This is a genomic window from Streptomyces sp. NPDC042371, assembly GCF_056437465.1.
Genome location: NZ_JBWKAP010000003.1, coordinates 380,124 through 392,235, shown reverse-complemented (window position 1 = coordinate 392,235; position 12,112 = coordinate 380,124). Strand labels below are relative to the sequence as shown.

At 71.3% G+C, this 12,112-nt stretch carries 10 protein-coding genes; 6 read left to right on the top strand and 4 right to left on the bottom strand.

Going from position 1 to position 12,112, the window contains the following annotated elements; genetic code table 11:
* The first annotated feature begins 57 nt into the window (after nt 1-57).
* The 5 genes from AC068B_RS11275 (at nt 58) to AC068B_RS11255 (ending at nt 7,377) form a co-directional block, all read left to right on the top strand.
* Nucleotides 58-717, top strand: coding sequence for a DUF3000 domain-containing protein (locus tag AC068B_RS11275; protein ID WP_478670723.1), 660 nt, complete (start codon nt 58-60; stop codon nt 715-717).
* Nucleotides 718-1,007: 290 nt separating this feature from the next.
* Entirely contained in the window at nt 1,008-1,670 is a 663-nt protein-coding gene (locus AC068B_RS11270; protein WP_016643199.1) for a response regulator transcription factor, read from the top strand.
* 78 nt (nt 1,671-1,748) lie between these two features.
* On the top strand, nt 1,749-3,014 hold the full coding sequence (locus tag AC068B_RS11265) for an HRDC domain-containing protein (RefSeq protein ID WP_478670722.1): 1,266 nt from the start codon (nt 1,749-1,751) through the stop codon (nt 3,012-3,014).
* 1,007 nt (nt 3,015-4,021) lie between these two features.
* Nucleotides 4,022-5,248, top strand: coding sequence for a thiolase family protein (locus AC068B_RS11260; protein ID WP_356249517.1), 1,227 nt, complete (start codon nt 4,022-4,024; stop codon nt 5,246-5,248).
* A complete protein-coding gene (locus AC068B_RS11255; protein WP_478670719.1) occupies nt 5,245-7,377 on the top strand; it encodes a 3-hydroxyacyl-CoA dehydrogenase NAD-binding domain-containing protein in 2,133 nt (710 codons plus the stop codon). The genes AC068B_RS11260 and AC068B_RS11255 overlap by 4 nt, the downstream gene beginning before the upstream one ends.
* A gap of 73 nt (nt 7,378-7,450) precedes the next feature.
* On the opposite strand, the gene AC068B_RS11250 is transcribed toward AC068B_RS11255, so the two are convergent.
* Nucleotides 7,451-8,530: a PLL family lectin gene (locus AC068B_RS11250; protein WP_478670718.1), complete on the bottom strand. Its 1,080-nt coding sequence runs from the start codon at nt 8,528-8,530 to the stop codon at nt 7,451-7,453.
* Nucleotides 8,531-8,624: 94 nt separating this feature from the next.
* On the opposite strand from AC068B_RS11250, the gene AC068B_RS11245 reads away from it, so the two are divergent.
* Nucleotides 8,625-8,993 carry a PIN domain-containing protein gene (locus AC068B_RS11245; RefSeq protein WP_306338569.1) on the top strand — a complete coding sequence of 123 codons (369 nt, stop codon included), beginning with the start codon at nt 8,625-8,627 and terminating at the stop codon, nt 8,991-8,993.
* Between the two features lie 19 nt (nt 8,994-9,012).
* Here the strand turns inward: AC068B_RS11245 and AC068B_RS11240 are convergent, their stop codons facing one another.
* From AC068B_RS11240 to pgsB, 3 genes are read right to left on the bottom strand one after another with little or no spacing between them, the layout of a single operon-like run.
* Nucleotides 9,013-10,083 carry a C40 family peptidase gene (locus AC068B_RS11240; RefSeq protein WP_478670715.1) on the bottom strand — a complete coding sequence of 357 codons (1,071 nt, stop codon included), beginning with the start codon at nt 10,081-10,083 and terminating at the stop codon, nt 9,013-9,015.
* A gap of 15 nt (nt 10,084-10,098) precedes the next feature.
* Nucleotides 10,099-10,581 carry a poly-gamma-glutamate biosynthesis protein PgsC/CapC gene (locus tag AC068B_RS11235; protein WP_356249525.1) on the bottom strand — a complete coding sequence of 161 codons (483 nt, stop codon included), beginning with the start codon at nt 10,579-10,581 and terminating at the stop codon, nt 10,099-10,101.
* Nucleotides 10,578-12,110 (bottom strand): poly-gamma-glutamate synthase PgsB, encoded by a 1,533-nt coding sequence (gene pgsB, locus AC068B_RS11230; protein ID WP_478670714.1) that lies wholly within the window; start codon nt 12,108-12,110, stop codon nt 10,578-10,580. Before pgsB ends, AC068B_RS11235 begins: the two co-directional genes overlap by 4 nt.
* Between the last annotated feature and the right edge of the window lie 2 nt (nt 12,111-12,112).

The window sequence follows — 12,112 nt, the reverse complement described above, 5'->3', positions numbered from 1 at the left end:
CCCCCTGACGGGTGTCTCTCCCTGCGCGAAGGCGCCGTTCCCCTTAACCTTCCCCGCATGGCTGCGGCTCAGGGACAACGGTCGGACGGCGCTGGCGAGATGGAGAGTTCGGAGGGGAAGGTGGCGGATTCGGCTCCGTTGCCCTTCCGCGCGGCGGTCGATGCGCTGCGGGGGGCACGGCTGCGGCCGGAGATCGAGATCGATCCGACGCGACCGCCGCAGCGGCTTGCGCCGCACGCGTACGCGTTGGAGGCGGCGGTCGTGGACGGCGAGGAGGACCTCGCCGACGGGCGGCTCGTGCTGCTGCACGATCCGGCCGGGCACGAGGCGTGGCAGGGCACTTTCCGGCTGGTCACGCTCGTACGGGCGGAGCTCGAACCGGAGATGGCGGCGGATCCGCTGCTGCCGGAGGTCTGCTGGTCGTGGCTGACCGGGGCGCTGCACGCGCGGGGGCTCTCGGCGGGCGAGGCGAGCGGGACGGTGACGCGCGCCGGATCGCACTACTTCGGGGGGCTCTCGGAGCGGCCGCCCGCCTCGCAGATCGAGATCCGGGCCTCGTGGACGCCTCGGGAGGGCAGCGGCGGGGTGCCTGACACGGGTGCGCATCTGGCGGCGTGGTGCGATCTGCTCTGCCAGATCGCGGGGCTGCCGCCCGCCGGGCCCGGCGACGGGTCCGTGGTCTCGCTGCCGCAACGGCGGGGGCCGCTGTCCCCTTGACCCGACGCACTTGAGACAACGGACCTGAACCGACGGACACCCGAACACCCATTCCCCGCGGCCCGCGCCGCGGGGTTCGTCTTTTGGGGGGTCACTCGGAAGTGGGCGTGTTCGGTTTGATCTTCGGATGATCGAGCGCATGTCTGAATTGCCCGAATTATTGCTCACCAAATCGTGATCATTCCCTAAAGGAGGCAGGGATCCGTGCCGAAGAGGTTTGTGACCTTGAAAGCACGGTTCGTCCCGGCTTCATCCCCGAGCCGGTCCCGTCCCCCACCCCAGGAGGCCTGGTGTCCGTTCTCCTTGAGCAGCCCGCAAGCCTGGTCGCCTACCGCCCGAACAAGCCGACCGCCATGGTCGTCGTGGCCGACCCCCGCGTCCGTTCCACCGTCACCCGCCACCTGTGGGCGCTCGGTGTACGCGACGTCATCGAGGCCTCGTCGATCGCGGAGGCTCGTCCCCGCATCGGCAACCCCCGGGACATCTGCGTCGCGGATGTCCACCTCCCCGACGGCTCCGGCCTGACGCTCCTCTCCGAAACCCGTGCCGCGGGCTGGCCCAACGGCCTCGCCCTCTCCGCCGCCGACGACATCGGTGCCGTGCGCAACGCCCTCGCGGGCGGCGTCAAGGGCTACGTCGTCACCGGCACTCGCACGAACGTCGGACTCCCCACCCGTCCCGGCGCGGCTCCCATCGGCTCGGCCGCCGCCCGCATGCACCGCCGCCCTCCGGGCACCCCGAGCCACCCCGGCGGCTACCGCGAGCTGTCGGGCCGTGAGGTCGAGGTGCTGCGCCTGGTCGCGGAGGGCCAGTCCAACAAGGCCATCGGCGTCTCGATGGGCCTGTCCGCCCTGACCGTGAAGAGCCACCTCGCCCGGATCGCGCGCAAGCTCGGCACGGGTGACCGGGCCGGGATGGTGGCGGTCGCCCTGCGCACCGGCATCATCCACTGACTGATTTACACCCCCCGCGCGCCCGTCGACGGAACGTTCCGTCGACGGGCGCTGTCCATACACAGATACCCTTGACAGGTGACCGACGCCCAAGAGACCGCAGCAGACAGCTCACTGCGAACCACCGGAGGCGCTCCTCCGGACGACGTCGAAACGGCGCCGACCCCGCTGCTGGAGCCCCGCGACGGCATTCCGGCGGTGATCGCCGACGAGGAGTCCCTCGCCGCGACCGTCGCCGCCTTCGCCGCGGGCACGGGACCCGTCGCCGTCGACGCCGAGCGCGCGTCCGGCTACCGGTACGGACAGCGGGCCTATCTCGTCCAGCTCCGCCGCGAAGGCGCGGGCACCGCGCTCATCGACCCCGTCGCCTGCCCGGACCTCTCCGCGCTCGGCGAGGCCCTCGGCGACACCGAGTGGGTCCTGCACGCCGCCACCCAGGACCTGCCGTGCCTGCGGGAGATAGGCATGGTGCCGTCGCGGATCTTCGACACGGAGCTCGCGGGGCGTCTCGCCGGGTTCCCGCGCGTGGGCCTCGGCGCGATGGTCGAGAGCGTCCTCGGGTACGTGCTGGAGAAGGGGCACTCCGCCGTCGACTGGTCGACGCGGCCGCTCCCCGAGCCCTGGCTGCGGTATGCCGCGCTCGACGTCGAGCTCCTCGTCGACCTGCGTGACGCCCTGGAGAAGGAGCTCGACCGGCAGGGCAAGCTGGAGTGGGCCCGCGAGGAGTTCGACGCCATCGCGTCGGCGCCGCCCGCGCCGCCCCGCAAGGACCCCTGGCGCCGGACGTCAGGCATGCACAAGGTGCGGCGGCGCCGTCAGATGGCGGTCGTACGGGAACTGTGGACCGCCCGCGACAAGGTCGCCCAGCGGCGTGACGTCTCCCCCGGCAAGGTGCTCAGCGACGGGGCCATCGTGGAGGCCGCGCTCGCGCTGCCGCCCAATGTGCACGCGCTCGCGGGGCTCACGGGCTTCGGGCACCGCATGGGGCGGCGCCAGCTGGACCAGTGGCAGGCCGCGGTCGACCGCGCGAAGGCGCTGGCCGACTCCGAGCTGCCCCAGCCCGGGCAGACGGTGAGCGGGCCGCCGCCGCCGCGGTCCTGGGCGGACCGGGACCCCGCGGCGGCGGCGCGGCTCTCCGCGGCGCGGGCGGCGGTCTCCGCGGTGGCGGAGCGGCTGCACATGCCGCAGGAGAACCTGATCACTCCGGACACGGTCCGGCGCGTCTGCTGGGAGCCTCCGGCTCAGGTGGACCAGGAGTCGGTGGCGGCGGCGCTGGCGGCGCACGGTGCACGCGCCTGGCAGATCACACAGGTCACACCAGTCCTGGTAACAGCCCTGGCCTGACGCCCCCGGGTCGGCCACCCTGCCCCCACTGCTGCGCTTGCTCCCACCCATCCGCCTCGTTCACTCCGCCCCGGCGCGGGCGAACGAGGCGGACGTGTAGCCGCCCACCCCGGCGCCACCGCACCCACGCGTCCGTCCCATAGACCCAGGCAGGCCGCCACGCCCCCCGCCGCTCCGCGGCGGATCACTCCCACCCACTCACCCGTTCACCCCGCACCGCACCGCACCGTGAGCGAAGTGGGTGGGTCGTTGCGCGTCTCCGTGCCAGTACGCGGCTTCGTTCTGTGCCCGCCGCTCCGCGGCGGATCGTCCCCACCCCCCACCCACCCGTTTACCCCGCGCGTCCCAGCGCCGTAGGAGCAGGCGGGACGCCGTGAACCAACCCGCGCGCGAGCCGGACAACCCACCCACCGACCTCCTCCACCACTCGACTCACTCCCACCCACTCACCCGTTCCTACGGTGCGGATACGTGCGGGGCCGATGCGCGCAGAGTGCACGGGTGGGTGGGAGTGAGCCGCCGGACGGCGGCGGGGCAGGGGGTCGGCCATGCGCCGGGGCCACGGCGTCCCACCTGCCCCTACTGGGCCGGTACGTGCCGGGCAAACGGGTGGGCGGGTGGGTGGAATCCGCCGCGCAGCGGCGGCACAGGAACAAGCAGCACACCAGCACGACGACATCCCACCCGCCCCTACGGGGGCTATGCGTGCGGGGTGCACGGGTGGGTGGGTGAGTGGGAGCGATCCGCCGCGGAGCGGCGGGACAAGGGCAAGCCACACGCCGGTGCGGCGGTGTCCTAACCGCTCCTACCGTGCGGTGCGGCCGGGTGGGAGTGGGGCGGAGGTCGGGTTCCGGCCTGCGGATGGGGCGGGGCGTCCGCAGGTGGAGAGTGTGACGTTCGCCTCGGCGAGGCGAGGCCCGGCGGGCCTTGGCCGCGTAGTTACCGGCAAGTAGGGTGGGCTGTGGAAGCGCGCCGGCAGGCGCACCGCACCCTGGAGGAGAGCCATCGTGCCTCGTACCGTCAGGGACGTCGTCTTCGTGGACGGCGTCCGCACCCCGTTCGGCAAGGCGGGCCCGAAGGGCATCTACCACGAGACCCGTGCCGATGACCTCGTCGTGAAGGCCATCCGGGAGCTGCTGCGCCGCAACCCGGACCTCGACCCCGCCAAGATCGACGAGGTCGCCATCGCCGCGACCACGCAGATCGGCGACCAGGGTCTGACGATCGGCCGCACCGCCGGCATCCTCGCCGGGCTGCCGCAGTCCGTGCCCGGCTACTCCATCGACCGCATGTGCGCCGGCGCCCTGACCGCCGTGACGTCCGTCGCGGGCAGCGTGGCCTTCGGTGCGTACGACATCGCCGTCGCCGGTGGTGTCGAGCACATGGGCCGCCACCCCATGGGTGAGGGCGTCGACCCCAACCCGCGGTTCGTGAGCGAGAAGCTCGTCGACGAGTCCGCCCTGTTCATGGGCATGACCGCCGAGAACCTGCACGACCGGTACCCCACGATCACCAAGCTGCGCGCCGACGAGTACGCCGTGCGCTCGCAGGAGAAGGCCGCCAAGGCGTACGCCGACGGCAAGATCCAGGCCGACCTGGTGCCGATCTCCGTACGCCGGACGAACGAGGAGGCCGGTGAGACCGGCTGGGGCCTCGCCACCGCCGACGAGCCGATGCGTCCGGGCACCACCCTGGAGAGCCTCGCCGGGCTGAAGACGCCGTTCCGTACGCACGGACGCGTCACCGCGGGCAACGCCGCCGGTCTCAACGACGGCGCCACCGCCTCCCTCATCGCCTCCGAGGAGTTCGCGCGGGAGAACGGCCTGCCGGTCAAGATGCGGCTGGTCTCGTACTCCTTCGCGGGTGTCGAGCCCGAGGTCATGGGCTACGGCCCGATCCCGGCCACGGAAAAGGCGCTCGCCCAGGCGGGCCTTTCCATCTCCGACATCGGTCTCTTCGAGATCAACGAGGCCTTCGCCGTGCAGGTGCTCGCCTTCCTGGAGCACTACGGCATCGCCGACGACGACGCCCGCGTCAACCAGTACGGCGGCGCCATCGCGTACGGCCACCCGCTCGCCTCCTCCGGTGTACGCCTGATGACGCAGCTGGCGCGGCAGTTCGAGGAGCAGCCGGAGGTCCGCTACGGCCTCACGACCATGTGCGTCGGCTTCGGCATGGGCGCGACGGTCATCTGGGAGAACCCGAACCACAAGGACGCCGGAGGCGAGAAGTGAGCACCACCACCGCTGAGCTCCTCAAGGGGGCCGCCGAGCTGTTCCCGGACGAGGTCGTCACGCAGGCGCACGTACGCCACCTCGACCTGCCGCACGGTGCGGGCCGCTTCGCGCTCATCACCCTCGACAACGGCTTCGACCACACCAAGCCGACCACCTTCGGCCCCGGCTCGCTGGCGAACCTCGACGCCGCGATCACCCAGGTCGAGAAGGAGGCGGCCGAGGGCACGATCGTCGGTGTCGGCATCACCGGCAAGCCGTTCATCTTCGCCGTCGGCGCCGACCTCAAGGGCGTCGAGCTGCTGAAGCACCACGAGGACGCGCTCGCCATCGGCAAGGGCGGACACGAGGTCTTCAAGCGGCTCTCCGGGCTCGCCGTGCCGACCTTCGCGTACTACAACGGTGCCGCGATGGGCGGTGGCGTCGAGGTCGGTCTGCACTGCTCCTACCGCACCGTCTCCAAGGCGCTGCCCGCGTTCTCGCTCCCCGAGGTCTTCCTCGGCCTGGTCCCGGGCTGGGGCGGCTGCGCGCTGCTCCCGAACCTGATCGGCGCCGACAAGGCCGTCTCGGTCATCATCGAGAACTCGCTGAACCAGAACCGTCAGCTCAAGGGCAAGCAGGTCTTCGAGCTCGGCATCGCCGACGCGCTCTTCGAGGGCGCTGACTTCCTCGAGCAGTCGCTGATCTGGACGGCCTCCGTCCTCAACGGCAAGACCGAGGTCGTCCGCCCCGAGATCGACCGCGGCGAGGGCTGGGAGGCCGCCGTCGCGCGCGGCCGTGCCATCGCCGACTCCAAGGTGCACGGCGCCGCTCCGGCCGCCTACCGCGCCCTGGAGATCATCGCGGCCGCCAAGGACGGCGACCTGCAGAAGGGCTTCGACGCCGAGGACGTCGCGCTCGCCGACCTCATCATGGGCGGTGAACTGCGCGCGGGCATCTACTCGTTCAACCTCGTGCAGAAGCGCGCCAAGCGCCCCGCGGGCGCCCCGGACAAGAACCTGGCGCGCCCGGTCACCAAGGTCGGCGTCGTCGGCGCCGGTCTGATGGCCTCGCAGCTCGCGCTGCTCTTCCTGCGCCGCCTCGAGGTGCCGGTCGTCCTGACCGACATCGACCAGGAGCGCGTGGACAAGGGCGTCGGCTACGTCCACGAGGAGATCGACAAGCTCCTCCTCAAGGGCCGCGTCAACCAGGACAAGGCGAACCGCCTCAAGGGCCTGGTCTCCGGTGTCCTGGACAAGGCCGAGGGCTTCTCCGACGCCGACTTCATCATCGAGGCCGTCTTCGAGGAGATCGGCGTCAAGCAGCAGGTGTTCGCCGAGGTCGAGGCCGTCGCTCCGGCGCACGCGATCCTCGCCACCAACACCTCCTCGCTCTCCGTCTCCGAGATGGCGTCGAAGCTGAAGCACCCCGAGCGGGTCGTCGGCTTCCACTTCTTCAACCCGGTCGCGATCCTGCCGCTCCTGGAGATCGTGCGCGGCGAGCAGACCGACGACGCGTCGCTGGCCACGGCCTTCGGTGTCGCCAAGAAGCTGAAGAAGACCGCGGTGCTCGTGAAGGACGCCCCGGCGTTCGTCGTGAACCGCATCCTCACCCGCTTCATGGGCGAGATCCAGAACGTCATCGACGAGGGCACCCCGGTCGCCGTCGCCGAGAAGGGCGTCGAGCCGCTCGGTCTGCCGATGTCGCCGCTGGTGCTGCTCGAACTGGTCGGCCCGGCCATCGGTCTGCACGTCTCGGAGACCCTGAACCGCGCCTTCCCGGAGCGCTTCACGGTCTCCCCGAACCTCGCGGCCGTCGTCAAGGCGGGCAAGCGCGGCTTCTACAAGTACGACAGCGGGAAGCCGGAGCTGGACCCCGAGGTCGCCGCGCTCCTGAAGCAGGGCGACTCCGTCCTGACCGAGGAGCAGGTCCGCGACCGCGTCCTGGACGCCGTGGCGCAGGAGATCGGGCTCATGCTCGACGAGGGCGTCGTCGCCGAGGCCCAGGACATCGACCTCTGCCTGATCACCGGCGCGGGCTGGCCCTTCCACCTGGGCGGCATCACGCCGTACCTGGACCGTGAGGGCGTCAGCGAGCGGGTGAACGGGAAGCGGTTCCTGGCGCAGGGCGTGGCGAGCGTCCCGGCGTAACGCGCGGAGCAACGTCGGTGGGCCGTACGGGAGTTGTCCCGTACGGCCCACTTCCGTTCTGCTCGGAGCCGGATCAGACCCGCCTCCACGCCTCCAGCGCAAGCCCCGCCTCCGCCTTCTGACGGGCGAGCCGCAACGTTCCGTCAAGGCCGATCGCCGCCATGACCACGCGGCCCCGCGCGTCGAGCGCCAACGACGGTGAGCCCAGGCACGGTTCGCCGGTCTCGGCCCACCACAGGCCCGCCCCCTCGTCCTCCGTGGGGAACGCGGCGAGTGCGGGGCGGCCCGTGCTCGTGCGGTGCGCGAGGACGGTGCAGTCATGGCCGTCGACGGTCGTGCGGACGGCGGCCGTGGGTCCCGTGCCGGGGCTGCCGCCGAGGGGCAGCGCCGGGCCGCCGTCCGCCGGGCGGTGGGCGAGGACGCCGTCGCCGAGCGCGTCGGCCGCGTAGTACGTGAGGCGGTCGGGGCCGGTCTCCAGGGCCGTGCCCGAGCCGGGGGCCGGGGCGAGCGGTACGTCGTCCGTGCGCTGCAGTTCACCGGCCTGCTTCTCCTGGGCCCAGCGCAGCGTGGCCTTGCCCGCGGGGGCGAGGACCTCGACCCGGCCCGTCGACGTGGCGACCGCGACCGTGCCGTCCAGGGTGTCGCGGACCTTGAAGTCCTTCCACCCCTCCCACTTGCCGCCCTTGCCCTCGCGGCGCATCCGTACGCTGCCCACCGCGTCCCGCACGAAGACGTGGACGGTGCCCGCGGCGTCCACCGCGGCGGCGGGCGCGCCCAGGTGCGGGGCGCGCTCGACGAGCTTGGTGTGCGGGTTGCCGAGCGAGCGCCAGTCCATGAGCGGCCTGCCCGACTGGTACTGGATCGAGTGCACGATGTCGACGACCGGCTTGCCGGGATCGGCCGCGGTGTCCCGCCGCTCCCTGCGGCCAAGGAAGTGCACGTATCCATCGGCCCCCTGGGCGAGGGTGAGGTAGGTCAGGTCGGGCACTTCGAAGAACTCGGGGCCCTCCCAGTCGGGTCCGCCGGGACCGGCCTCCGTCCAGCGCAGGAGGCCGCCATCGGCGCGGGCGTAGGCGGTGAGCCGACCGTCACGGCCGCGCAGCAGCCAGCGGGCGGTCTCGGGGGCACCGGTGCTGGTGGACCTCGACGGCATGAATCGGCGCCAACCCTTCCACGTTCACGGACGCACGGCGTTCTCAGCGTGCTCGGCATGCTCAGCGTGCTGCCTATTAGTTTACGTTTGCCGTATGAGAACTCTCGTCGTCGTGGATGCCGCGAACGTCGTCGGGTCCGTGCCCGACGGATGGTGGCGGGACCGCCGCGGGGCCGCCGAGCGGCTGCGGGACTCCCTCGTCCCGTACGCGACGGACGGCCTGCCGGGACATCCGGGGCCGCTGGAGGTCGTCCTGGTCGTCGAGGGCGCCGCGCGCGGTGTGGAGTCCGTGCCCGGCGTACGCGTGGAGAGCGCCTCCGGCAGCGGCGACGACCGGATCGTGGAAGTGGCCGCGGAGGCGGCGGGGCGGCCCTGTCTGGTCGTCACGGCCGACCGTGAACTGCGCCGCAGGGTGGGCGAGACGGGGGCCGAGTGCGCCGGTCCGCGGACCGTGCGCCCCTGACCCCCGTCGGGGACGTGCCTCAGAGCCGCTTCGCGCTGCGCAGCGTGGAGGCGTAGTAGCCGTTCCCGTCGAGGCGCGACGTGCCGCCCTTGTCGCCGATCGTCGGGCCGTTGACCTCTTCGCGGCTGGAGATGAAGATCTTGTGGCCGTCGGCGTCGTGGCCGAGGAAGATGCCGACGTGGTCGAGGCGGTCCTTGGTCCGGTTGTCGAGCTTGAAGAAGACCAGGTCGCCCGGCTGGACCACGTCGATGGACTTGGGGCGGTCGGCCGCGGTGACGCCGTTGAGCTTGATGACGTTCGTACCGACCTTGCCGCGCGCCATGCCGTTGGCGGTGCGGGGCAGGCCGTCACCGCCCTTGTCGGAGGACATCAGCGGATAGCGGGCGCGATAGCCGAAGACCGTACGGATGAATCCGGAGCAGTCCATGGAGCGGGCCCGCATCGCCTCCGGCTGGATGGTGGTGCCGTCGCGGAACGTGTACGGGATGCCGAGGTAGTCGAAGAAGTCGGACTCCTCCAGGCGCAGGTCGTTGCCCGAGCTGCCGGTCGGGTTCAGCGGGCCGAAGTTGGCGTCGCCCGCGTACTCGATGCCCTCGTCGTCCTTCTTGGCCGGTGCGCCCTCCACGTACTGGAACGCCATCGCGAAGATGTCGTCCTGCTCGCTGCCGGAGAACTCCTTGTACCAGTCCTTGAACCACTTCTCCTTCTCCGCGCCCGCCCGCCAGGTCTCCGGCATCAGCCGCACCCAGTCGTTGGTGACGACCCGGGACTTGGTGTGGGTGGGCTCGGTGAAGGTGCGGCCGGGGCCGGTCAGCGTCGCGGTGCGGGCGCCGTCCGTGAAGGTGGCGAGGACCTTGCCGCCCTCGGTGCGCAGGACGGAGCGCTCGGGGTTCTTCAGGCGCTCCCACTTCTGCTTGCCGCCGTCCTGCCCGGTGCTGTTGTGCAGCCCCGGGGCGTCGGTGACGGCCTGCACCTTGGGCGTCCTCGCCTCCTCCTCCTTGCGCAGTTCCACGGTCAGATAGGCGCTGCCCGCGAGCAGGGCGAGCACGGTCGCCGCGTGCACGGCGGGACGCTTCTTCTTGGGTGGCATGAATGGCTCCTGGAATCAGGCGGACGGCATGAAGCCGAGGAGGATCCCGGCGGTGAGGACGACGTAGGCCATGAGCGTCACCGAGCCCGTGGCGAGCAGGGTGGGGCCCTTGGGCTGGCGCACCAGCTGGTAGGCGATCAGGCCCGGCACGATGAAGCCGAGGGTCTGGTTGCTGTACATCAGCGGGAACTCGAGCGAGAGCACGATCATCACGGTGGCCTGGAGCACCACGCCGGTGAGGACGACCGCGGCGAACAGGCGCTTTCCGTAGAGGATGATGAACCGCTGCATGAGGAGCGTGCAGACGTAGGTCAGGACGGTGACGCCCACGACCATCGCGGCGCGCTGCAGGTCCTCGACGAGGGTGAGCGCGAGCCAGCCCGGCGTGATCATGCCGCCGGGCGAGAGGTTGGTCGTCAGATAGCAGACCAGGGAGAAGAGCAGCCCGAGCGCGATGCCGACCGCGGCGATCTCGGGGGTGAGGACGGAGGGAATCAACGGGGCTCTCCTGGACTGTGCCACTGCTGGGGGTCGTCTGCGGCGTGCGGTGCGGGCGGCACCCGCGGCTCGAACAGGCCGCGGGTTCTCGGGGGCTCGGACTGGGGCTGCGGTTCCTGGGGCGCGTACGGCTCCTGCGGCGCGTACGGCTCGTGGGCCTGCCGCGGCGCGTACGCCTCGTACATCCCGTGGCTGCCGTACGCGGCCTGGGGCACGGGGTGCGGCTCCGTGTACCGCGTCTCGTACGCCTGCGGGTAGTGCTGGTAGGGGTCGATGCGGGGTACGTACAGCTGCATCGTCTCGACGGGGTTGCTCGCGGGCGCGGTGGCCGGTGCGGGCTCCTCGCTCTCGTCGGCGGGCAGTTCGGCGAGGCGCTCCAGGAGCAGCTCGCCCTGGCCGTGGATGTTGCCGATGGCGACGAGCGAGGAGTCGGGGCCGAGCTGCGCGAGCATCTGGCCCATGAACTCCTCGGGGTCGCGCCGGTCGCCGCCGAGGTCGACGGCGCGGGAGCGCCAGTCGGCGGGGATGGCGTCGATGGCGGACTTCGCGGGGTGGCCGATGACGAAGACCTTCTCGGGCTGCAGATCGGGGATGATCTCGCCCATCTGGCCGTTGCGCTCGACGCGGTCGGGGCGGCAGTTGATGACGACGTTGAGCGGGCGGTTGATGGCGCCGAGGTCGAGCAGCTGGTTGATGTTCATCAGCGTCGACTCGGGGTCGTTGGCCGCGAAGACGTTGGCGAAGCGGAGCTTCTTGCCGTCCTCGGTGGCGTACCGCTCGACGGAGAGGACACCCGGGTCCGGCGGGGCGTCGTACATGCCCTGCAGGGCGACCTCGCGGCCGACGCCGAGGAGCTCGGCGACCTTCAGCGCGATCGACACGTTCTCCTTGAAGGTGAACCAGCTGAAGCCGCGCAGCTCGTCGTCGGTCACCGTCTCGGGGTCGGCGTAGATCAGCTCGCAGTTACGGGCGTCGGCCTCCTCCTGGAGGATGTCGAAACGATCCTTCTCGGCGGTGACGCAGATTCCGTTCTCCGGCATGGAGCGGCACAGCGAGCGCGCCACGTCGTCGAGGGTCGGGCCCATCTCGGCGAGGTGGTCCTCACGGACGTTGCAGAGCACGCCGATGGTGGAGCGGATCAGCTTGGACTGGTTGATCTCCTGGAGTGCGGGCATGACGGCCATGCACTCGATGACCAGGGCGTCCGGGTCGTAGGCGGCGGCGCGCCGCACGATGCCGATCTGCTCGACGACGTTGGCGATGCCGAACTTTCGGTAGACGGGCTCCTCGGTGGCGTCGGGGTGGATGAAGCGGGCGGCGGTGCCGGTGGTCTTGGCGACCGTGTTGAGTCCGCCGCCGCGCAGCGCGCCCGCGCACAGGCGGGTGATGGAGGACTTGCCGCGGATGCCGTTGACGAGCACGCGGGTGGGGATGTGCTCCAGGTTGGCGAAGTGCCGCCGCTGTTCGACGACTCCGGCGACCAGCAGGATGGCGCAGCACACCACGAGAACGGTGAAGAGGAAGAGCACGG